The organism is Xanthomonas sp. DAR 35659 (assembly GCF_041242975.1).
GTDB classification, from domain to species: Bacteria; Pseudomonadota; Gammaproteobacteria; order Xanthomonadales; family Xanthomonadaceae; genus Xanthomonas_A; species Xanthomonas_A medicagonis.
Genome location: NZ_CP162488.1, coordinates 523,775 through 544,423 on the forward strand (window position 1 = coordinate 523,775; position 20,649 = coordinate 544,423).

Consider the following 20,649-nt stretch of genomic DNA (forward strand, 5'->3'; position numbering starts at 1 on the left):
CATTGCCGGCAATGCAGGCTTTTCCCATTCCCGATTCCCCACTCCCGAATCCCGGCTCATTTCCGCGGCGCCTCCACCTTCGCCAGCAACGCGCCCAGCGCGTCGTCGGCGCTCTGGCCTTCGATCTGCAGTTCCGGCGCCAGGGCGATGCGGTGGCGCAGCGCCGGCTTGGCGATGTCGCGGATGTCGTCGGGGGTGACGAAGTCGCGGCCGGACAGCACCGCCTGCGCGCGCGCGGCGCGGATCAGCGCGATGCTGCCGCGCGGGCCGGCGCCGAGCGCGATGCCCGGCCAGCTGCGGGTGGCGGCGACGATGCGTACCGCGTAGTCGATCACCTGCGGGTCCACCACGATCGCCGCGGTGCCGCGCTGCATCGCCACCACGTCGTCGGCGCCGAGCACGCGCGGCACCTGCGACAGGTCGAAATCGCCGGCGCTGCGTCCGGTGGTCACCGCTTCGACCATGCTCTTTTCGTCCTCCAGCTGCGGATAGTCGATCAGGACCTTCAGCAGGAAACGGTCCAGCTGCGCTTCCGGCAGCGGATAGGTGCCTTCCTGTTCGACCGGGTTCTGCGTGGCCAGGGCCAGGAACGGCGGCGCCAGCGGGAACGCCTTGCCTTCGATGGTGACCTGGCCTTCCTGCATCACTTCCAGCAGCGCCGACTGGGTCTTGGCCGGAGCGCGGTTGATCTCGTCGGCCAGCAGCAGGTGGGTGAACACCGGGCCGCGGCGGATCTTGAAGCTCTCGGTCTTGGGGTCGTACACGGCGTGACCGCTGACGTCGCTGGGCATCAGGTCGGGGGTGAACTGCACGCGCGCGTAGTTCAGCTCCAGCGCCTGCGCCAGCGCGCGCACCAGCAGGGTCTTGCCGAGGCCGGGCACGCCTTCGATCAGCACGTGGCCGCCGGCCAGCAGCGCGATCAGGATCTGGTCGAGGACGTCGGGCTGGCCGATGAAGGCCTGGCCGACCGCGTTGCGGATCGCCTCGACGCGTTCGATCAGGCCGGGGCCGGCGAGCGGCGCGATGGAGTCGGCGGGTGCGGTGGTCATAACTGGTTTCTCATCTGGACGAGGAGGCGAATGCGATCGCGGAAGGCGGCGTGTTGCTTGGGCGCCGGCATCTGCAGCGCCTGTTCGACCTGGGCCGGCGGCAGCCGCAGGCGTTCGGCGATGGCGGCGGCCTGGGCCGCTCCCTCCAGCGCGGCGGCGAGCGGCGCGCGCCGCCGCAGCCGGGTCAGGAACGCCTGGCGCACCGCCGTGTACAGCAGCGACGCCTTGCCGTAGCGGAACAGGTGCTCGCCGCTGGCGCGCACGTGCTCCAGCAGCGAGCGGCGGTCGGCCGCCGGCGCGGCCAGCAGCGGGCCGAAGCGTTGCTTGCGCGACCACAGCCAGGCCAGCAGCATCAGCAGCGCCGGCAACCACGCCGGCCAGCCACGGGTGAACAGGGTGCGCCACAGCGACGGCAGCTCGGCGGAATAGATCAGGTGGATGGTGCCGCGGCCGTAGTTGGGTTCCAGGATCTGCCGCGTCAGCAGGCGGTTGGCGTGGTCGCGCAAACCGCCATAGCGCAGTACCTCCGAGTCCTTCAGCGGCGAGTCCTTGCCGAACAGGGCGCGCAGGCTGCCATCCTCGTTCTGCAGGAACTCCATGTCGGCCAGCACGTCCACGCTGCCGTCGCCATGCGGCAGGCGCGCGTACGCGTAGTCCTCGTCGCTGCCCCACCAGTTGAGCGCGGCGTCCTCGTCGATCTGGAAACGCCGGCCCTTGCAGAACAGCTTCGCGGGCTTCTCGCCGTCGGCCAGCGCCAGGCAATGGCCGGGCTTGCCGTCCTCCAGGGTGACGTCGAGCGCATCGAAGATCGGCAGCTTGGGCGCGTCCTCGCCGGCGGAGGGCGTGCGCAGGATCAGGTGCCCGCCCTGTTCGACCCAGGCCAGCAGCGCCTCGGTGTCGGGCTTGCTCAGCGCGCGCGGGTCGCCGAACAGCAGCACGCTGTCGTGGGGCTGCAGGCGCATCGCCGACAGGTCCAGGCGCTGCCGCGATTCGGCGCGCACGCCGTCGGCGCGCAGGGTCTGGCGCAAGGCGTACAACGGGTTGTACGCGGCCTCGCCGCGCGGCGGCAGCGCCAGTTCGCGTTCGGCGCGTTCGTAGCGGCCCAGGAACCAGGCGGTGAGCACGCCGACCACGACCACGCCGAGCAGGAAGATCAGCGCATTGCGGGTTCCGCTGTTCATGCGCGCCACCGGTACTGCTGGTGCAGTTCGTCGAGCAGGGCGTCGAAGGCGGCATCGTCGGGCATGCGGCCGGCGTACGCGGCGTACTGCCAGGTGCGCACCATGCGCGCGAACAGGGTGCGGTCGGTGTCCTCGGGCAGGCGCCGGGAGGCGCGCAGGCACTGCGCTTCGGTGGCGCCAGGCGGCAGCACCAGGTTGGCGCGTTCGCACAGGGTCTGCACGCTGGCGCGGTACAGCAGCGCCAGCGCGTCGCGCTGGCGGCCTTCGCGCCACAGGCGCCGCGCGATGGTGGGCACGTCGTCGGGCAGCGGTTCCGGGGCCAGCACCGGCGCATGCGCCACCGGCGCCGCCTCCGGCGCCCGACGCCGGCCGCTGCCGCGCATCCAGGGCAGCCAGCGCTTGACGGTCAGCAGCAGCACCACCACCAGGATCGCGGCCAGCAACCACAGGCCCCATTCGCCGATGAACGCGAACGCCTGGGCGATGCCGGCCAGCAGCGGCTTGCCCGCGTTCGACGCGTTCTTGGCGGCGTCGCCCTTGCGCTGCTCCTTCTCCTTTTCCTTCTTCTTCGCCTCTTCGGCGCGGTCGCGCTGCTTCCAGTAGCTGACGCTGCGCTTGCCCGACAGCAACGGATCGTCGTAGGCGCGGTCGGCGGCGCGGTCGAAGCGGGTGTCGGCGGCCGGCACGGTGTCGAAGATGTCGTCCAGCGCGACCGGTTTTTCGTCGTCGCTGTCACCGTGGGCGTCGTCGTCCTCGCCATCGGCTTGGTGCGCGTGCGGATCGGCCATCGCCGCGCGGTCGTGGCCGGTCTCGGCCGTGTCGGGCGCCGATGCGTCGGCTGCCACCGCGCCATCGCCGTCCGCCGCGGCGGTTTGCGCGCGCAGCGCCGCCCCGGGCGCGGCAAGCAACACCACCGCCAGCAGCAACGCCAGCATCGGCGTCGCGCTGCTGAGCCGGTCGCGCAGCCGCCGCAGCGCCATCTCCACGTCCCAGGCTTCCAGTTCGGTGCGGCGGTTGAGGTACAGGCCGAAGCCGGCGCCGACGAAGAACGGTTCGATCAGGGTCATCGCCAGCCAGCCGAAGGCATTCAGGCCGATGTCGGCCCAGGCCGGCGTCTCCTCGCCGATCAGCGCCCAGGCCGCGCGGGCGGTTTCCGGCAGCAGGTCCACCGGCACGAACATCGCGATCGCGGCGATGCAGGCCAGGCACAGCATCAGTTCGAAGTGCCAGCACACCACGGCCAGCAGCAGCGCATGCCCGTAGACCGCGCCGCCCAGGGTGCGGCGGCGCTGCCGCTGCTGGTCGGCGCTGGCGCCCTCGAGCAGTTCCAACGGCAGGAACACGGTGCGTGCCGGACTCAGCCGGCGCCAGGTCAGGTAGCCGAACATTGGCGCCCAGCCCCACCGCCATTGCGCGCGCAGCGTCTCGCCGATGCGCGGCGCGTCGCCGAACACGCCGCGCGAGATCACGAACAGCGGGATCCGGTCCAGCGCCGGCTTCAGCCACCACAGCGCCAGCCCCGCCAGCCACAGGTGGCCGATCGCCCAGGCGCCGAGGTTGAGCAGCGCGAACAGCGGCAGGGTGCACAGCAGCCACGGCTTCCAGATCGCGCCGGCATGGCGGCGCACCAGCGCGTTGCCCAGCTCCATCGCCTCCCAGGCCGAGCGCGCGCGCAGCACCACGTCCAGGCGTTCAATCCGCATCGCCGGCCTCCGCCACGCCCCGCCCGCCGCGCCACAGCCACAGCAGCACCAGCGTCCACAACAAGCCGGACACGCCGTACTTCACCGGTGCCGGCAGCGAACCGATCGAGGACCAGAACGCTTCGATGAAGGCGGCGACCAGCAGCATGAAGGCCACGCCCAGGCACAGCTTGGCGCCGATCAGGCCGCCTTCGACCAGCGCGTCGATGCGCCGGCGCCGGCCCGGCGCCAGCAGCTTCAGGCCCAGTTGCAGGCCGGCGCCGCCGGCGATGACGATCGCGGTCAGCTCGAACGGCGCGTGCCCGGCGACGAAGCGCCAGAAGGTGACGCCGTAGCCGATCTGGTGCAGGTGCCCGGCCACCGCGCCGATGGTGATGCCGTTGAACAGCAGCACCAGCACCGTGCCGAGCCCGGCCAGCAGGCCGCTGGCGAAGGTGCGCAGGCCGATGCTGATGTTGTTCATGATGTAGTGGCCGAACATCTCCCAGTCGCCGCCGCTGTCGCGGCCGAGCTTCTGAAAGGTGGAGGCGGGATCGTACATCCGCTCCATCTGCGCGACCTGCAGCGGATCCATCAGCCCGTTGATCAGCTCCGGACGGTACTGCAGCAGCACGAAGATGGTGACCAGCGGCACCACGAACAGCGCGGTGGCCGCGGCCATGCACCAGGCCTGGCTGCGCACCAGTTGCGGGAAGTCGGCAAACAGGAATTCGACCGCGCGCCGCCAGCGCGGCCGCGGCGGCCGGTACAGCGCGATATGGCCCTGCTGCATCAGTTGCTGCAGGCGCGCGGTGACCAGCGGGCTGTAGCCGCGCTTGCGCGCCAGCGCCAGCTGTTGGCACAGCCGCCGGTAGCGCGCCGGCACGTCCTCGTCGGCGAGCGGCGCCGGGCCGCCGGTGGCGTCGGTCGCGGCGTCGCGCTTGCGGCCGTGGGTCTGCAACCAGGTGTCGAAGGCCTGCCACTCGTGCTCGTAGCGGGCGATGAACTGTTCCTGCTTCATCGCCGCCCCAGCAGCCAGTTGGCCATCGCGTACAGCCGCAGCACGCCGGCCTGGCCGGGCGTCTGGGTCAGCGGCAGCGCCAGCGTGGCCAGTTCCAGCTGCCGCGCCGGAGGCAGCCGCGGCACGCGCTCGGCGAAGGCGATCAGGGCGGCCTGTTCGGCCGGCAGCAGGCCCAGCGGCGGCGCGACCGCGCTGGCGATCGGCGGCAGGGCCGCGTCGTGGCGCGGCGCCTGGTGGATCACCAGGGTGCCGGCGACCATGTCGCCCAGGCGCCGCGCATGCGCGTCGAACAGGCAGGCGATCAGGCCGACGGCGTAGCCGAACGGCAGCATGTCCACGGTGCGCAGCAGGTTGCGGGTGATCGCCGCCATCCAGCCGGCCGGCGCGCCGTCGCGCGCGACCACGCGCAGGCCCAGCGCCTTCTTGCCCAGGGTCTGCCCCAGCCAGCCTTCGAGCACGATCGGGTAGGCCCAGAACACCAGGAACATCGCCACCAGGTACAGGCCCTGGCCGAAGCCGCCGAGCAGGCCGAGCAGCATGCCCATCACGGTGAGCACGCTGAACCGCACCGCCAGGTCGATCAACCAGGCCAGCGCGCGCGGTACCGCGCCGGCGGCCGGCAGGTGCAACGGCACGCCTTCGGGCGTGATCACTTCACGGTAGGTGTCGAGCATGCCGCTCATCGCCGGGTCCCGGCGCGGCGCGCGTGCGCGCCTGCGATGTAAGGAGGCCGTCCTTGCGTCCGGCCGGCTGCCTGTGGCGGCATGCGTGCTCTCGATTGCGTCCTGCTCCGACCCGCGACTTTAGCCGGCGCGGCGGCAATTGCCCAGCCGCGCGGCCATTGCGCCATCGCCGCGCGCGCAGCGCTGTCGGCGTGGCGGCGGCGCCGGCCGGGGCCGCCGCGGCGGTGGTCAGCGCACCGTGCCGCCGTCGCGCTTGCGCCCGGAGAACAGCTTGCCGATGCCGCCGACCAGCGCCATCAGGCCCAGCGCCACCAGCTTCCAGGCCTTGGCCAGGATCAGGCCGAGCTTGGCGAACAGGCCGGCCTTGGCCGCCAGGCCGCCGCCGATCAGCGTGGCCAGGCCGTAGCTGGCGATCTTGTCGGTGGACGGGTTGTGATCGGCGTAACGCGCGCCGCTGTCGAATTCGGCCATCGGCAGCAAGCGCTGCATGCCCTCGCGCACCTGCGGCAGTTCGTCCATGCCGGCGATCGCGTTGAGGCTCAGGTAGCCGTGGCGGCCGAGCACGCGGATGTCGTAGTTGAGGGTGTGGCCGTCGTTGCCCTGGAACGCCAGTTCGCGCGCCCAGTACAGCTTCTTGCTGGCGGCGTCGTAGCGCGGCGGCACCGCCCAGCCGATCAGGTCCACGGTCTCGTAGCCGGCTTCCTTGCGCTGGGCGTTCTCCTCGCGGGTTTCCTTCTGCATGTCCGCGAGCATGTCCTTGTAGTCGATCTTGCTGGCGTCCTCGTCGGACACGTAGCCGTCGTCGGCATAGGTGACCACCACGGCCCAGCTGCCGTCCTCATCGAGCGCGGGCTGGCGCGGCACGATCAGGCCCAGCACGCTGTCGTCGGGCGGATTGCCCCACATGTCCTCCAGCACGCGGCGCGCGTCGGCCTTGGCCAGAAAGCGGAAATCCTGGGTCAGGTCGAAATGCACCTTGGCCGGCGGGATCTCGATATGCCCGTCCTGGAAATGCAGCGAGGCGACGAACTGTTCGGCGGTCATGCCGTCCTCGCCATCCTCGGCCATGGCCGGGGCGGCGCTGGCGCACAGCGCGAGCAGGAAGGCGGCCAGCAGGCCGCGCAGCGAAAGCGTCTTGATCATGTTCGAGTCCGTTCGGTGGCGTCCCCACGCCAGAGGGCGATAGTTTCGCGCAAAGCGCCACGCGGTGCCAGTCGCCGCGCGCGCGTGGCCGGCGCAGGCTACTGCGGCGCCGGCATGCCCAGGTACTGGTCCTTCAGCCGCACGTAGTGCTGCGCGGAGTAGTGCAGGCTCTCGATCTCCTTGTCGCTGAGCCTGCGCGCCGGCCGCGCCGGATTGCCCAGCCACAGCTCGGCCTCGCCCACCGTCTTGCCCGGCCCGACCACCGCGCCGGCGCCGACGAAGCCGTAGCGCTTGACCGTGGCGCCGTCGAGCACGCGCGAGCCCATGCCGATCATGCACAGGTCCTCGACCGTGCAGGCATGCAGGATCGCGCCGTGGCCGATGGTGACGTCGGTGCCGACCAGGGTCGGATAGCCGGCGTTGTTGTACGGGCTGTGGTGGCTGACGTGGATGATGCTGCCGTCCTGGATGTTGCTGCGCGCGCCGATGCGCACGTGGTTGACGTCGCCGCGGATCACCGTGCCCGGCCATACCGACACGTCGTCGTCCAGCACCACGTCGCCAATGAGCGTGCAGGCCGGGTCCACGTAGACGCGCGCGCCCAGGTGCGGCGTCTTGTCCAGGTACGGGCGGATCGGATGCACGGCGTTTCTCCTGCGAAGCCAGCGGGGCGGCGCCGGATAGCGGCGCGGCTGCCGATGATAGCGCCTGCCTGCCGGAGCCTTCCTGCCACCGCCCGGTGCGCGCCGCGCCACGGGGCGGACGCGCGAGTCCGCGTCCATGCCGAACCCGGGCCGAGCGCCGATGCTGCAATGCAACTTGCCATAATGATTATTGTAAATAACTATTAATACAGGTAACGGATATGCGCGGTGCCCGCTTCGGGCACCGCGCGCGGGGCGAAGCGGACCAGGGCGATGCACCGCCGGTCCGGCGCCACGTCTCCATGGCATGTGGTCGGATCCGGGAGGATGCGGATGCAGCAGCAAGGCAGTGCATGGTGGGTGCCGGCCGTGGGCGTCGTCGCGGCGCGATGCGTCCGTGCGGCGCACGTCGCCGGGGCTCGCCTGCGCCTGCGCTATGCTGTGCGCACCACCTTCCCGTCATGGCGCGACGCCCTTGAGCACCACCGAACTCCCCGACAGCAGCGCCCCGGCCGATGCGATCGACCAGGCCCGGCTGACGCGGCTGCTCGGCTTCCGGCTGACCCGCGGCGAATTGCAGATCCGGCGCATGTTCCTGGAGTGCATGCGCGCCTACGATCTCAAGCCGGTCGACTTCTCGGTGCTGGTGCTGGTGGATGCGAACAGCGGCGCCAACCAGCGCCAGTTGGCCGAAGTGCTGGATGTCTCCCCGCCGAACCTGGCGATCGTGATCGCGCGCCTGATCAAGCGCCGGCTGCTGCGCCAGGTGCGCGGACGCCAGGACCGGCGCATGCAGCATCTGCATCTGACCGCGGCCGGCAAGACGCTGCTGGACGACGCCGAGGCCGCGGTGCAGCGCATGGAGGCGCAGTTGCTGCAGGCGTTGGGCGCACCGGCGGGACGCGCGTTGCTGCGCGCGCTCGACCTGCTCGCCAAGATCGAACCCACCTGATTCCCGCGGCGCTCGCGCGCCGCCTCGCCGCGACCCGTTCCACGCCGCCATCCGCATGGCCGGCGCGGGCGACCATGCGCGGCGTTCGTCTCCCCCCGCGCTCGGCCGTTCCATCCCCGCCAGGAGAACCCTCGCCGTGAGTCGCATGCCCGCCGCTGTCCCCGCCACGCCGCGTCCGCGTCACCTCGCCTTCGCCCTGCTGCTGTCGCTCGCCGCCATCCCGGCCTGGGCGCAGCAGGTGCCGCAGACGGTCCAGCTCACCAATGGACTGAACACCGGCGGCACCAGTTTTCTGGATGGTTTCACCAGTACCGAGCCCGGCTGGGCGATCGTGCAGTACGCGCGCTACTCGCACCTGGATGCGATCAACGATGCGCATGGCGACGACGTGCCCGCCTTCCGCGATCCGCGGATCGACTCCAGCCTGCTGCTGACCCAGTTCGTCTATGCCACCCGCTACAAGCCCTTCGGCGGCGTGCTCGGCTTCACCGCGCTGCTGCCGTTCGTGAACCTGGACGCCTCGTTCGCCGCCGAAAGTCCGGTGCACCTGCGCGACAACGGCTTCGGCCTGGGCGATGTCACCTTCGGCCCGTATCTGCAGATGCTGCCGACGATGCGCGATGGCCGCCCGGTGTTCGTGCAGCGCTTCGAGTTCGACGCGATCGCGCCGGTCGGCAAGTTCGACCGCGACCGCGATCTCAATCAGAGTTCGGGCTATTGGTCGTTGGTGCCGAGCTGGGCGTTCACCGTGCTGCCCACGCCGGAGTGGGAGATCAGCGCGCGCCTGAATTACGTCTACAACTTCCGCGCCGACAAGGCCGCCAACGTGCCGCCGCTGGAGGGCTTCCGCTTCCGCAACGGCCAGGCCGGCGACGCGGCCTGGATCAACTTCGCCACGTCCTATGCGCTGACCCCGGCGTTCCGGTTGGGCGTGAACGGCTACTACCTGACCCAGCTGCGCGACAACCGCACCAACGGCGAGCGCGTGGCCGACAGCAAGCAGAGCCAGTTCTATCTCGGCCCGGGCGTGTCCTGGCGGATCGATGCGCACAACCTGTTCAACGCCAATCTGTACCTGCCGGTGGAGGTGAAGAACGCCGCCTCCGGCAACAACATCAACTTCATGTTCGTCCACGTGTTCTGACTCGGATGCCTCAACCTATGAACCTGCACAACAAGACCCTGGTGGTGACCGGCGTGGCCTCGGGCATCGGCGGCGAGGTGGCGCGGCTGGCGCGCTTCCACGGCGCGCGCGTGATCGGCGTGGACCGCAACCCTGTCAACATGACCCTGGACGGCTTCCACCAGGCCGACCTCGGCGATCCGGCAGCCATCGACGCGCTGGTCGCGCAGCTGCCCGCGCGTATCGATGCGCTGGCCAACATCGCCGGCGTGCCCGGCACCGCGCCGGTGCAGCTGGTGGCGAAGGTCAACTATCTGGGCCTGCGTCATCTCAGTCAGGCGCTGCTGCCACGCATCGCCGCCGGTGGCAGCATCGTCAATGTCGCTTCGATCCTCGGCGCGGAATGGCCGCAACGCGTGGAGCTGCATCGCGCACTGGCGCAAACGCCGGACTATGCAGCCGGCGAACGCTGGCTGCAGGCGCATCCGGTGGCGCAGGCGACCTGCTACCAGTACTTCAAGGAGGCGCTGATCGTGTGGAGCGCGCTGCGCTCGCAGGACTGGTTCGCGCGCCACGACGTGCGCGTCAACAGCGTCGCGCCGGGTCCGGTGTTCACTCCGATCCTGGGCGACTTCGTGACCATGCTCGGACCGGAGCGGGTGCAGGCCGATGCCGGCAAGATGAAGCGCCCGGCCTACGCCGACGAGGTCGCCGAGGCGATCGTGTTCCTCGTCTCCGATGCCGCGCGCTGGATCAATGGTGTCAATCTGCCGGTCGATGGCGGCCTGGCCGCCACCGCGATCTGACACCCCGTTCTCCCGTCCCTCTTTTCGAGACCACGCACCATGAATGTCCCCAGCACTCCCCTGGCCCATGCCGCCACCTGGCAAGGCACGCTGTTCGACGGCGACTGGATCGCCGCGGCCGACACCATCGAGGTGATCGAACCGGGGTCCGGCCAGCCGCTGCACACGGTCGGCAAGGCCGGGCCGGCCGAGGTCGCGACGGCGGTGGCGAAGGCCCGCGCCGCACAGCGCGCCTGGGCGGCGACGCCGCCGCGCGAGCGCGCCGCGGTGTTCCATCGCGCCGCGGCGATCCTGCAGGAGCAGGCGCCCGCCGCGGCGGCGCTGATCGCGCGCGAGACTGGCGGCATCCTCGCCAAGGGCGAGCACGAGGTGCGCGAGGCGATCGTGCTGCTGCAGCGCGCCGCGGCGATGCCGCTGCAGTCCAGCGGGCAGGTGCTGCCGAGCGCGCCGGGCTGCCTGAGCCTTGCGCGGCAATTGCCGCTGGGCGTGATCGGGGTGATCTCGCCGTTCAATTTCCCGCTGGTGCTGTCGTTGCGCTCGGTGGCGCCGGCGCTGGCGGTCGGCAATGCGGTGGTGCTCAAGCCCGATCCGCGCACGCCGTACGCCGGTGGCTTCGTCATCGCCGAGGTGCTGGCCGCCGCGGGCTTGCCCAAGGGCCTGCTGCACGTGCTGCCCGGCGGCGCCGATGCCGGCCAGGCGCTGGTCGAGGCGCCGGGCGTGCCGATGATCGCGTTCACCGGCTCCACCGCCGCGGGCCGCAAGATCGGCGAACTGGCCGGCAGGCACCTGAAGAAGGTGTCGCTGGAACTGGGCGGCAAGAACGCGCTGATCGTGCTGGAGGACGCCGACCTCGACCGCGCGGTGTCGGCGATCGCCTTCGGCGCCTACTTCCACCAGGGCCAGATCTGCATGGCCACCGGCCGCGTGCTGGTCCAGCGCGGCATTGCCGTCGAACTGACGCGGCGCCTGGCCGAGAAGGCGCGGCACCTGCCGGTCGGCGACCCGGCCAGCGGCCAGGTGGCGCTCGGGCCGATCATCGACCAGCGCCAGTTGCAGAACGTGGTGGACATCGTCGACGCATCGGTTGCCGCCGGTGCGGTGGTCGAGGCCGGCGGTCGCCATGACGGCCTGTTCTATGCGCCGACGGTGCTGTCCAACGTGCAGCCGGGCATGCGCGCGTTCGACGAGGAAGTGTTCGGCCCGGTGGCCAACATCATCGTCTTCGACAGCGACGACGAGGCGGTGGAACTGGCCAACCGTACCGAGTACGGGCTGTCGGCCGGCGTGATCTCGGCCTCGGTGGGCCGCGCGCTGGCGATCGGCGAACGCCTGCATACCGGCCTGCTGCACATCAACGACCAGACAGTGGCCGACGAGGTGGTCAACCCGTTCGGCGGCACCGGCGCCTCCGGCAACGGCACCAGCGTCGGCGGCCCGGCCGACTGGGAGCAGTACACCCACTGGCAGTGGGTCACGGTCAAGGATGCGGTGCCGCAGTACCCGTACTGATCTTAAGCCCCTCTCCCTCCGGGAGAGGGGTTGGGGTGAGGGTACGGCGCGAAAGCGACGCGCGGATTCAATTGCACGAGGCTGCGCCCGTACCCTCATCCGCCCCTTCGGGGCACCTTCTCCCGAAGGGAGAAGGGAGCCCCCATTCTTCCCCCACTGAGGTCGATTCCCATGAGCAGCAACCCCGAACACGACACCGTCGCCTACGCCGTCGAGGACGGCGTGGCCTGGGTGAAATTCAACCGCCCGGAGAAGCGCAACGCGATGAGTCCGGCGCTCAACCGCAGGATGATGGAGGTGCTGGACGCGCTGGAGTTCCACGACGACGTGCGCGTGCTGGTGCTGAGCGGCGAAGGCAGCGCCTGGACCGCCGGCATGGACCTGCAGGAATACTTCCGCGACACCGAGGCGCACGGCCTGGCCGGCACGCGCAAGGCGCAGCGCGAGAGCTACGGCTGGTGGCGGCGCCTGCGCTGGTACCAGAAGCCGACCATCGCGATGGTCAACGGCTGGTGCTTCGGCGGCGGCTACGGACCGCTGTTCGCCTGCGACCTGGCCTTCGCCGCCGAGGAGGCCAAGTTCGGCCTGTCGGAGATCAACTGGGGCATCCTGCCCGGCGGCGGCGCCTCCAAGGTGGCGGCCGAACTGCTCTCGTTCCGGCGCGCGATGTACCACGCCATGCTCGGCGAGCCGATCGATGGCCGCACCGCGGCCGAGTGGGGCCTGGTCAACGAGGCGCTGCCCGGCGCCGGCCTGCGCGCGCGCGTGGCGGAGGTGGCGCAGGCGCTGTCGAAGAAGAATCCGGTGGCGCTGAAGGCGACCAAGGACGCGATCCGGCGCGTGCGCGAGATGACCTACGAGAACGCCGAGGACTACCTGGTGCGCGCGCAGGAGGCGGCCAACAGCTACGACAACGAGGGGCGCAAGGAAGGGCTGAAGCAGTTCCTGGACGAGAAGACCTACAAGCCCGGCCTGGGCGCCTACGACCTGTCGCGGCAAGGCCGCGGCGCCTGACGCGCGCGAGGGCACGATGGACATGAGCACGACTTCCGCCGCGCCGACGCCCGGCGCGGTCCGCACGCCGGTGCAGCGCCTGCTGGAACCGGCCTCGATCGCCATCGTCGGCGCCTCGCCGACGCCCGGCGCGCTCGGCGCCTCGGTGCTGCACAACCTGGAGCGCAACCACTATGCCGGGCAGATCCACCTGATCAATCCCAAGCGCGAGGAGATCGGCGGGCGCCCGTGCCTGGCCTCGATCGCGCAGCTGCCCGACGGCGTGGACGTGGCGGTGCTGGCGATTCCGCAAGCGGCGGTGCTCGACGCGGTGCGCGCGCTGGCCGCGCGCGGCGTCGGCGCGGTGGTGATCTTCTCCGCCGGCTTCGCCGAGGCCGGCGCCGAAGGGCAGGCGCAGCAGCGCGAGATCGCACGCATCGCGGCCGCGTCCGGCATGCTGGTGGAAGGGCCGAACTGCCTGGGCTGCATCAATTATCTGGAACGCATCCCGTTGACCTTCATCGCCGCCCAGGTCGGCGTCGAACAGGCCGCGCGCAACCGCGCGACGCCGGCGATCGGCATCCTCTCGCAGAGCGGGGCGATGATGACCGTGCTCAACACGACGCTGGCCAGCCGCGACCTGCCGTTGTCCTACGCGATCTCCACCGGCAACGAGGCCGCCAGCCACATCGAGGACTACGTCGAGTTCATGCTCGACCACGCGGGCACGCGGGTGATCGCGATGATCGCCGAGCAGTTCCGCCAGCCGCGGCGGCTGCTGGCGCTGGCGCGGCGCGCACGCGCCGCCGGCACGCGCCTGGTGCTGCTGCATCCGGGCAAGAGCAGCGCCGCGCGCGCATCGGCGGCCACCCACACCGGCGCGCTCGCCGGCGACTACCAGGTGATGCGCACGCTGGTCGAACGCGCCGGCGTGATCCTGGCCGAGACCCTGGAAGAACTGGGCGACATCGCCGAGATCGCGCTGCGTTGCGCGGCGCCGGCGGCGGCCGGTACCGCGATCCTGGGCGAGTCCGGCGCGTTCAAGGCGCTATGCCTGGACCTGTGCGAGGACCTGGGCCTGGCCCTGCCGCCGATGGACGACGCCGATGCGCCGGCGCTGCGCGCGGCGCTGCCGCCGTTCGTGGCGGTCAGCAATCCGCTCGATCTCACCGCGCAGGGCCTGGTCGATCCGGATCTGTACTACCGCACGCTGGCGGCGCTGTTCGAGGACCCGCGCTGCGCCTCGATCGTGATCGGCATGATCCAGACCGATCCGGGCACCTGCGCGATCAAGCTGCCGCCGGTGCTGCGCGCGGTGCGCGACCTGCGGCCGCGCAAGGCGGTGATCTTCGCCGGGCTGGACGAAGGCGCGCCGCTGCCGGCCGAGTACCTGGCGCAACTGCGCGACCTGGGCGTGCCGTACTTCCCCAGCACCGAGCGCGCGCTGCGCGCGCTCGCGCGCCTGACCGCGCGCACGGCGGGCGACGCCGATGCCAGCGCGGCGACGCCGGTGCCGCTGGCATTGCCGGACCAGGGCGGGGTGATTCCCGAGTACCGCGCCAAGGCGCTGCTGGCCCCGCTGGGGTTGCCGTTCGCGCGCGGCGAGCTGGCCACCACCCTGGCGCAGGCGCAGGACGCCGCGGATCGGATCGGCTACCCGGTGGCGCTGAAGGTGCAGTCGGCCACGCTGGGCCACAAGAGCGATGTCGGTGGCGTGATCCTCGGCCTGGCCGACGCGCAGGCGCTGGCGCAGGGCTGGGAGCGGCTGCACGCCAATCTCGCCGTGCATGCGCCGGACGCGACGCTGGACGGCGTGCTGGTCGAGGCGATGGCCGAGCGCGGCCTGGAGATGATCGTCGGCGCGCGCCACGACCCGCAGTGGGGGCCGGTGCTGCTGGTCGGCTTCGGCGGCGTGACCGCCGAGGTCCTGCGCGACGTGCGCCTGCTCGCGCCGGATCTGTCGGCGGCCGCGGTGATCGACGAACTGGAGCGGCTCAAGGGCGCGGCACTGCTGCACGGCCATCGCGGCGCGCCGGCGCTGGACGTGGCCGCGCTGGCGGATCTGGTGGTGCGGCTGGGCGCGCTGCTGCGCGCGCAACCGCGCATCCGCGAGATCGACCTCAATCCCGTGATCGTCTATCCGCGGGGCCAGGGCGTGCGCGCGCTGGACGCGCTGATGCTGATCGACTGAGCCGGCGCGACGCCGGTGTTCCCACCACGCACGCAGACACGGAGCGCATGATGCAAGCAGACCCCTTCGATCCCACCCGGCTGACGCCCGACGCCCTGCATGCGCTGAGCATCGGCGCCGCCGCGGCCGCCGACGCACCGCCGATGCACACCTTGCCGATGCCGGTGATGCGCCAGGCCTACAAGGAGGCCACCCGCGCGCTCGGCGGCGAGGCATGGCTGATGCGGGACGTGCGCGATTTCCAGGCCGACGGCCCGCTGGGGCCGATCCCGTTGCGGCGCTACGTGCCTGATGGGGCGGCGGCGCCGTACCCGACCATCGTGTACCTGCACGGCGGCGGCTGGAGCCTGGGCGACCTGGACAGCCACGACAAGGTGTGCCGTCGCCTGGCGCAGGCCGCCGGCTGTGCAGTGGTCGCCGTGGACTACCGGCTGGCGCCGGAGCATCCGGCGCCGGCCGGTCCCGACGATGTGCTGGCGGCGATCCGCTGGCTGGCCGCGCACGGCGACACGTTGGAGCTGGACACGGCGCGCCTGGCGGTGGCCGGCGACAGCGCCGGCGGCGGCCTGGCGGCGATGGCCTGCCAGTTGCTGCGCGGCCAGGTGCCGCTGCGCGCGCAGGTGCTGTTCTACCCGGGCACCGACCTGTCGCCGGATGGCGACGCGCTGCCCTCGCGGCGCCGCAATGGCGCGGTGCCGCCGCTGACGCTGGAGCTGATGCAGGCCATGGCCGGGCCCTTCCTGCATCCGGGCGTGGACACGCGCGATCCGCGCCTGTCGCCGCTGCAGGCCACCGATTTCGCCGGACTGCCGCCGGCGCTGATCTTCACCGCCGAATGCGATGCCTTGCTCGACGACGGCCGCCTGTACGCCGAGGCGCTAAGCGGCGCCGGCGTGCCGGTCGACTACGTCGAACTGCCCGGCATGGTGCACGGCTTCATCGAGATGACCGGCGTGATCCCGGCCGCGGCGCAGGCGCTCGAGCGCAGCGGTGCGTTCCTGCGCGCGCACCTGGCATAGCCCGGTGCGCAGCGGTCGCGTCGCCGGCGCGTGCCGGCGATGGCCTGGACCTGCCTAGCCTGGCTGCGGGACACCGCCGCGTCCCTGCTGCGCGCGGCGGAACGCATTCGGCGCGCAGCCGGCGTTGCGGGTGAAGTAGCGGCTGAAGTACGCCGCATCGGCGAAGCCCAGCCAGGTGGCGATCTGCTGCACGCTCATCGAGGTGTAGATCAGGCTGCGCTGCGCTTCCAGCATCACCCGCCGCTGCAGCAGCTGCAGCGGCGCGGCGCCGGCATGCTGCCGGCACAGGGCGCCGAGGTGGCTGGCGCTGAGTCCCAACTGGTCGGCATAGCGCTGCAGTGGCCAGTGATCGCGGTAGTGCCGGTCCACCAGCGCCAGGAACGCGCGGACGTGTTCGCCGCCGCGGTCGTGGCCGCCGTCCGGCGTCGGCACGCGGTGCTGCAGCGCCCGCCGCGCGGTCCACACCAGCAACTGGCCGGCCAACGCGTGCAGCATCGGCACGCGGCCTTCGCGCCGCTGCGCGTGTTCGCTGGCGAGGCTGGCGAAACAGGCATCGAGCATGGCGCGGTCGCGCCCGACGTCCAGGCAAGTCGGCCGTGCCAGCGCCTGCGCCATCTGCGGCCATTGTCCCTGCCAGGCCTGCAGCAGCGCGGCGGACAGGGTGACGATGTGGCCGCGGATGCGCCGGTGGAAGTCGAAGCCGTGCACGCACGGTGGCGGCATCCACACCAGCGTGGCGCGGTCCACGCGTTGGCTGCGGCCGTCGATATGGAGCCCGGCCGGGCCGTTCTGCACGTACAGAAGTTGCGACAGGTCGTGGTGCCGGTGCGGCCGGATCCGCCAGCCGTGCAGGCGGCTGCGCGCGGCGATCGACTCCCAGTGCAGCGCATCGGCGACCGCGCGGTCGCCGGTTTCGCCGTACAGGCGGAACGCGGGGACGGGGTGGGCCTGAACGGTCGGTTCGGTGATCGCAGCCATCGTCGAAAAGTGCAGAAAATCCCGTGGTTAGTCCATTGGCATCGGCGGTTGCCGGCGGAAGACTGGCGGAAAGTACCGTAATCCAGTCCGGGAGGACAGCATGAAGACCACCGTGGCCATCATCGGCGCGGGTCCCGCGGGGCTGCTGCTCGGCCAGTTGTTGCTGCGCCAGGGCATCGACACCCTCGTCATCGAACGGCGCACGCCGGAGCACGTGCTTTCGCGCATTCGCGCCGGGGTGCTGGAGCAGGGCACGGTGGCGTTGCTGCACGCGGCCGGCGCCGGCGCGCGGCTGCAGCGCGAGGGCGTGGTCCACCACGGTTTCGAGCTGCTGCTCGATGGCCGCCGCACGCGCATCGACCTGGCCGAGGCCAGCGCCACGCGCGCGGTCACCATCTATGGCCAGACCGAGGTCACCCGCGACCTGATGCAGGCGCGCGCCGAGGCCGGCGGGGCGAGCGTGTACGCGGCCGAGGACGTGACGCTGCACGGTCTGGACGGCATGCGGCCGTGGGTGGAATACGTGCACGACGGCGCGCGGGTGCGGGTGGACTGCGACTACATCGCCGGCTGCGATGGCTTCCATGGGGTCAGCCGCGCGTCGATTCCGGCCGGGGTGCTGCGCGAGTACGAGCGGGTGTATCCGTTCGGCTGGCTCGGCGTGTTGGCCGAGACCGCGCCGGTCAACGAGGAACTGATCTATGCGCGGCACGCGCGCGGGTTCGCGCTGTGTTCGATGCGTTCGCCCACGCGCAGCCGCTACTACGTGCAGGTGCCGAGCGGGGAGCGGGTCGAGGACTGGTCGGATGCGCGGTTCTGGGACGAGTTGCGGGCGCGCCTGCCGGAGGCGGTGGCGGCGCGGCTGCACACTGGGCCGTCGATCGAGAAGAGCATCGCGCCGCTGCGCAGCTATGTGGCCGAGCCGATGCAGTACGGGCGGCTGTTCCTGGCCGGCGATGCGGCGCATATCGTGCCGCCGACCGGGGCCAAGGGACTGAACCTGGCGGCGGGCGATGTCGGGCTGCTGGCGGCGCTGTTCGCGCAGGCGCGGGAGACGGGGAGTGAAGCGCCGTTGTCGCGGTATTCGGAACTGGCGTTGAAACGGGTGTGGAAGGCGGTGCGCTTCTCGTGGTGGATGACGACGATGTTGCATCGCTTCCCGGACGAGGAGGCGTTCGAGCGGCACCTGCACGATGCGGAGCTGGATTATCTGCTGGGGAGCCCGGAGGGGCGGGCGACGATTGCGGAGAACTACGCTGGCTTGCCGTTGGAGACGGGGGTGGGAGTCGACTAGGGTGGGCGAATGACCAAATGACAGGGGGGGCTTTGGCAGTCCTTCGCAATGTGCACGATCACCGCAGCCAACCCCCTGTAGGAGCGACTTCAGTCGCGACGAACGAAGTCGCATCAAATCAGGTGCCGTTCCCTGTGAGGACGGGGAATCTCTGTGCTGGGGCAGGTATGCCTAGCGTGCTCCGGCGCTATTGCGGCTGCCATTGCGGTTGCAATTTTGAGAGCCAAAGACAGAGCCAAAAGCCAAAAGCCAAAAGCCAAAAGCCAAAAGCCAAAGCTTTCGCCTGGCGGCGAGTTTTCTTTTCTTTGCTTGTGCAAAGACAAAGTAACCAAAAGAAGCGCGTCACCACACGCATGTAGGCGCCAGCCTCTGCGGTTGGTGCTGGGACTACAGTGGCGCTGGAACTATGCCGGAGCACGCGCTTAGCCCCTCTCCCATCGGGAGAGGGGTTGGGGTGAGGGTACGGGCGCAGCGTTCTGTTGCCGATCGAACGAGATCGCACGTCCGCGCGTCCGCGCAAGCATGATGCAATGTGCGCAGATTCCCATCTGCGACGCGATCGCCCCCAACCCGCGTCAGAGCGCGTCAGTGCGATAACCGGTATCGATACTCACGGTGCCGCCCAGGGCGCGCGAGACGCAAGCACAGAGTTTGTGGTTCTCTCGGCGCTGTTCGTCGCTGAAGAACACATCGCGGTGGTCCAGGTCGGCATCGGCGTCCAGCACGTTCACCTGGCACAGGCCGCATTCGCCGCGGCGGCAGTCGGCCATCATCTCCACGCCCGCCGCCTGCAGAGCGTCGAGCATCGATTCGTTCTCCGCCACTGGCACCTCCAACCCCAACGCCGGCAGGCGCACCACGAACGGCTGCGCCGGGGCGCTGCCGCTGTTGCCGAAGGTCTCGAAGTGCAGTCGCGCGCGCGATCGCCCGGCGGCATGCCAGTGGCGGCGCACCGCGTCGAGCATGCCCAGCGGGCCACAGACGTAGATCTCCGCCGCCGGGGAGAGTGCGGCGATTTCCGCTTCCAGGTCGGGTGCGCCGGCTTCGTCGTCGCAGTGCACCTGTAGGCGTGCGCCCAAGGTGTCCTGCAATTGCGGCAGGTAGGCCATCGCGCGGCGCGAGCGGCCCACGTACAGCAGGCGGAACGCCGGGTGACGCTGCGCCAGCCGTTGCGCCATGCCCAGGATCGGGGTGATGCCGATGCCGCCGGCTACCAGCAGGATCTCCGCGGCGCGCTCGTCCAGCGCGAAGTTGTTACTGGGCGCGGATGCCTCCAGCACATCGCCCGGCGCCAGCGTCCACATGTGGCGCGAGCCGCCGCGGCTGTCGGGCATCGCCCGTACCGCGATCAGGTAATGGCCGTCCGCGCGCGGTTCGCCGACCAGCGAGTAGGAGCGGATGTCCTCGCGTCCGTGCAGGCGCAGGCGGAAGTCGAGGTGGCTGCCGACCGCGAACGGGCGCGCGTGCGCGCCGGGGTCGAGCAGGAGTTCGCGCACGCCATCGCAGGCATCGGCGACGGCGGCCACGCGGACGGGGTACCACTGGGTGTCCTTGCGCATGGCGGGGTCCAGGTGTGGAGAAAGGGAAATCGTCGGCGCGGCGCCGCTCAGGCGCTGCCGGTACGTGCCGGTCCTTCGCGCTGGATCAGCGTGCCGCCGTGGACGCGGTCGATCGCGCGCTGGTCGTCCAGGGCGTAGCGGAAATTGCGCTGCGCCAGGTGCGCGTGTTCGCGCATCAGCGCCTCGGCGCGCGCGCCCTGGCGGCGTTCGATGGCGTCCACCACCTGCCGGTGCTGGTCCTGCGCCAGGGTCAGGATCAATCGCGCTTGCGGCAGCGCGGCCTGCGCCATCACGAAGCCGTTGGGCGAGGCGAACGGCAGTTGCACCGTGCGCGCGAACTCGCGCGCGAGCAGGTCGCTGCCGGCCATCGCGATCAACACCGCATGCAGCCGTTCGTTGCACTGCACGTAGTCGGCGAAGTCGTCCTCGCCCAGCTCCGAGGCGAGTACCGTGTCCAGTCGCGCCAGCAGCGCGTGCGCGTGTTGCAGGTCGGCGGCGCTGGCGCCGCGTTCGGCGGCCAGCCGCGCGGCCAGGCCTTCCAGGGTGCCGCGCAGTTCGATGGCGTCGTGCACGTCGCGTTCGCTGAAGGCCTTCACCGCGTAACCGCCGCCGGGCAGGGCGGTGGTCAGGCCTTCCTCGCACAGGCGTTGCAGCGCGGCACGGACCGGCGTGCGCGAGACGCCCAGGCGCTCGACCACGGCCAGTTCGGACAGGCGCTCGCCCGGCGCCAGCGCGCCGCCGAGAATCAGGTCGCGCAGTTCGAGCAGCGCGCGGGTGGTCTGCGCGGCGCTGGAGCGGAAAGGGGGCGTGGCGTTCATGGCG

18 protein-coding genes are annotated in these 20,649 nt (G+C 71.0%); 8 read left to right on the forward strand and 10 right to left on the reverse strand.

Translation table 11 applies throughout. From position 1 onward, the window contains the following. Positions 1 to 56: 56 nt before the first annotated feature. From AB3X07_RS02325 to AB3X07_RS02355, 7 genes are all read right to left on the reverse strand, one after another. Entirely contained in the window at positions 57 to 1,049 is a 993-nt protein-coding gene (locus tag AB3X07_RS02325; protein ID WP_369942397.1) for an AAA family ATPase, read from the reverse strand. Continuing rightward, complete coding sequence (locus tag AB3X07_RS02330) at positions 1,046 to 2,230, reverse strand: DUF4350 domain-containing protein (RefSeq protein ID WP_369942399.1); 1,185 nt, start codon at positions 2,228 to 2,230, stop codon at positions 1,046 to 1,048. The genes AB3X07_RS02325 and AB3X07_RS02330 overlap by 4 nt, the downstream gene beginning before the upstream one ends. Then, complete coding sequence (locus AB3X07_RS02335; protein WP_369942401.1) at positions 2,227 to 3,933, reverse strand: DUF4129 domain-containing protein; 1,707 nt, start codon at positions 3,931 to 3,933, stop codon at positions 2,227 to 2,229. The genes AB3X07_RS02330 and AB3X07_RS02335 overlap by 4 nt, the downstream gene beginning before the upstream one ends. Next, complete coding sequence (locus AB3X07_RS02340; protein ID WP_369942402.1) at positions 3,923 to 4,933, reverse strand: stage II sporulation protein M; 1,011 nt, start codon at positions 4,931 to 4,933, stop codon at positions 3,923 to 3,925. Before AB3X07_RS02340 ends, AB3X07_RS02335 begins: the two co-directional genes overlap by 11 nt. Beyond that, complete coding sequence (locus AB3X07_RS02345) at positions 4,930 to 5,616, reverse strand: RDD family protein (RefSeq protein WP_369942404.1); 687 nt, start codon at positions 5,614 to 5,616, stop codon at positions 4,930 to 4,932. The genes AB3X07_RS02340 and AB3X07_RS02345 overlap by 4 nt, the downstream gene beginning before the upstream one ends. A gap of 228 nt (positions 5,617 to 5,844) precedes the next feature. Then, the gene (locus AB3X07_RS02350; RefSeq protein ID WP_369942405.1) at positions 5,845 to 6,759 is read right to left on the reverse strand and encodes a DUF2167 domain-containing protein; all 915 of its coding nucleotides are present in this window, start codon (positions 6,757 to 6,759) and stop codon (positions 5,845 to 5,847) included. Positions 6,760 to 6,857: 98 nt separating this feature from the next. After that, positions 6,858 to 7,403 carry a gamma carbonic anhydrase family protein gene (locus tag AB3X07_RS02355; RefSeq protein ID WP_369942407.1) on the reverse strand — a complete coding sequence of 182 codons (546 nt, stop codon included), beginning with the start codon at positions 7,401 to 7,403 and terminating at the stop codon, positions 6,858 to 6,860. Positions 7,404 to 7,839: 436 nt separating this feature from the next. On the opposite strand from AB3X07_RS02355, the gene AB3X07_RS02360 reads away from it, so the two are divergent. The 7 genes from AB3X07_RS02360 (at position 7,840) to AB3X07_RS02390 (ending at position 15,996) form a co-directional block, all read left to right on the forward strand. After that, positions 7,840 to 8,355, forward strand: coding sequence for a MarR family winged helix-turn-helix transcriptional regulator (locus tag AB3X07_RS02360; protein WP_369942409.1), 516 nt, complete (start codon positions 7,840 to 7,842; stop codon positions 8,353 to 8,355). Between the two features lie 145 nt (positions 8,356 to 8,500). Then, on the forward strand, positions 8,501 to 9,499 hold the full coding sequence (locus AB3X07_RS02365; protein WP_369944625.1) for a SphA family protein: 999 nt from the start codon (positions 8,501 to 8,503) through the stop codon (positions 9,497 to 9,499). A gap of 17 nt (positions 9,500 to 9,516) precedes the next feature. After that, complete coding sequence (locus AB3X07_RS02370) at positions 9,517 to 10,284, forward strand: coniferyl-alcohol dehydrogenase (protein ID WP_369942411.1); 768 nt, start codon at positions 9,517 to 9,519, stop codon at positions 10,282 to 10,284. Positions 10,285 to 10,323: 39 nt separating this feature from the next. Beyond that, complete coding sequence (locus AB3X07_RS02375; protein WP_369942413.1) at positions 10,324 to 11,793, forward strand: benzaldehyde dehydrogenase; 1,470 nt, start codon at positions 10,324 to 10,326, stop codon at positions 11,791 to 11,793. A gap of 171 nt (positions 11,794 to 11,964) precedes the next feature. Beyond that, positions 11,965 to 12,807 carry a p-hydroxycinnamoyl CoA hydratase/lyase gene (locus AB3X07_RS02380; protein WP_369942415.1) on the forward strand — a complete coding sequence of 281 codons (843 nt, stop codon included), beginning with the start codon at positions 11,965 to 11,967 and terminating at the stop codon, positions 12,805 to 12,807. A gap of 22 nt (positions 12,808 to 12,829) precedes the next feature. Then, entirely contained in the window at positions 12,830 to 14,977 is a 2,148-nt protein-coding gene (locus tag AB3X07_RS02385) for an acetate--CoA ligase family protein (protein WP_369942417.1), read from the forward strand. A gap of 50 nt (positions 14,978 to 15,027) precedes the next feature. Beyond that, positions 15,028 to 15,996 (forward strand): alpha/beta hydrolase, encoded by a 969-nt coding sequence (locus AB3X07_RS02390; RefSeq protein ID WP_369942419.1) that lies wholly within the window; start codon positions 15,028 to 15,030, stop codon positions 15,994 to 15,996. 54 nt (positions 15,997 to 16,050) lie between these two features. Here the strand turns inward: AB3X07_RS02390 and AB3X07_RS02395 are convergent, their stop codons facing one another. Then, positions 16,051 to 16,974: a helix-turn-helix domain-containing protein gene (locus AB3X07_RS02395; RefSeq protein WP_369942421.1), complete on the reverse strand. Its 924-nt coding sequence runs from the start codon at positions 16,972 to 16,974 to the stop codon at positions 16,051 to 16,053. A 100-nt stretch (positions 16,975 to 17,074) separates the two neighbouring features. Between AB3X07_RS02395 and pobA the strand changes: the two genes are divergently transcribed. Then, the gene (gene pobA, locus AB3X07_RS02400; protein WP_369942423.1) at positions 17,075 to 18,268 is read left to right on the forward strand and encodes a 4-hydroxybenzoate 3-monooxygenase; all 1,194 of its coding nucleotides are present in this window, start codon (positions 17,075 to 17,077) and stop codon (positions 18,266 to 18,268) included. Between the two features lie 575 nt (positions 18,269 to 18,843). On the opposite strand, the gene AB3X07_RS02405 is transcribed toward pobA, so the two are convergent. Both AB3X07_RS02405 and AB3X07_RS02410 read right to left on the reverse strand, forming a co-directional pair. Next, the gene (locus AB3X07_RS02405; RefSeq protein ID WP_369942425.1) at positions 18,844 to 19,827 is read right to left on the reverse strand and encodes a PDR/VanB family oxidoreductase; all 984 of its coding nucleotides are present in this window, start codon (positions 19,825 to 19,827) and stop codon (positions 18,844 to 18,846) included. A gap of 47 nt (positions 19,828 to 19,874) precedes the next feature. Beyond that, entirely contained in the window at positions 19,875 to 20,645 is a 771-nt protein-coding gene (locus AB3X07_RS02410; RefSeq protein WP_369942427.1) for a GntR family transcriptional regulator, read from the reverse strand. Between the last annotated feature and the right edge of the window lie 4 nt (positions 20,646 to 20,649).

Excerpts from the sequence above, each read along its gene's own strand:
- AB3X07_RS02385 (WP_369942417.1), top strand. The coding sequence starts at position 12,830 with ATGAGCACGACTTCCGCCGCGCCGACGCCCGGCGCGGTCCGCACGCCG.
- AB3X07_RS02375 (WP_369942413.1), top strand. The coding sequence starts at position 10,324 with ATGAATGTCCCCAGCACTCCCCTGGCCCATGCCGCCACCTGGCAAGGC.
- AB3X07_RS02335 (WP_369942401.1), bottom strand. The coding sequence starts at position 3,933 with ATGCGGATTGAACGCCTGGACGTGGTGCTGCGCGCGCGCTCGGCCTGG.
- AB3X07_RS02395 (WP_369942421.1), bottom strand. The coding sequence starts at position 16,974 with ATGGCTGCGATCACCGAACCGACCGTTCAGGCCCACCCCGTCCCCGCG.
- AB3X07_RS02360 (WP_369942409.1), top strand. The coding sequence starts at position 7,840 with ATGCTGTGCGCACCACCTTCCCGTCATGGCGCGACGCCCTTGAGCACC.
- AB3X07_RS02390 (WP_369942419.1), top strand. The coding sequence starts at position 15,028 with ATGCAAGCAGACCCCTTCGATCCCACCCGGCTGACGCCCGACGCCCTG.
- pobA (WP_369942423.1), top strand. The coding sequence starts at position 17,075 with ATGAAGACCACCGTGGCCATCATCGGCGCGGGTCCCGCGGGGCTGCTG.
- AB3X07_RS02380 (WP_369942415.1), top strand. The coding sequence starts at position 11,965 with ATGAGCAGCAACCCCGAACACGACACCGTCGCCTACGCCGTCGAGGAC.
- AB3X07_RS02345 (WP_369942404.1), bottom strand. The coding sequence starts at position 5,616 with ATGAGCGGCATGCTCGACACCTACCGTGAAGTGATCACGCCCGAAGGC.
- AB3X07_RS02410 (WP_369942427.1), bottom strand. The coding sequence starts at position 20,645 with ATGAACGCCACGCCCCCTTTCCGCTCCAGCGCCGCGCAGACCACCCGC.
- AB3X07_RS02365 (WP_369944625.1), top strand. The coding sequence starts at position 8,501 with ATGCCCGCCGCTGTCCCCGCCACGCCGCGTCCGCGTCACCTCGCCTTC.
- AB3X07_RS02325 (WP_369942397.1), bottom strand. The coding sequence starts at position 1,049 with ATGACCACCGCACCCGCCGACTCCATCGCGCCGCTCGCCGGCCCCGGC.
- AB3X07_RS02330 (WP_369942399.1), bottom strand. The coding sequence starts at position 2,230 with ATGAACAGCGGAACCCGCAATGCGCTGATCTTCCTGCTCGGCGTGGTC.
- AB3X07_RS02350 (WP_369942405.1), bottom strand. The coding sequence starts at position 6,759 with ATGATCAAGACGCTTTCGCTGCGCGGCCTGCTGGCCGCCTTCCTGCTC.
- AB3X07_RS02405 (WP_369942425.1), bottom strand. The coding sequence starts at position 19,827 with ATGCGCAAGGACACCCAGTGGTACCCCGTCCGCGTGGCCGCCGTCGCC.
- AB3X07_RS02340 (WP_369942402.1), bottom strand. The coding sequence starts at position 4,933 with ATGAAGCAGGAACAGTTCATCGCCCGCTACGAGCACGAGTGGCAGGCC.
- AB3X07_RS02370 (WP_369942411.1), top strand. The coding sequence starts at position 9,517 with ATGAACCTGCACAACAAGACCCTGGTGGTGACCGGCGTGGCCTCGGGC.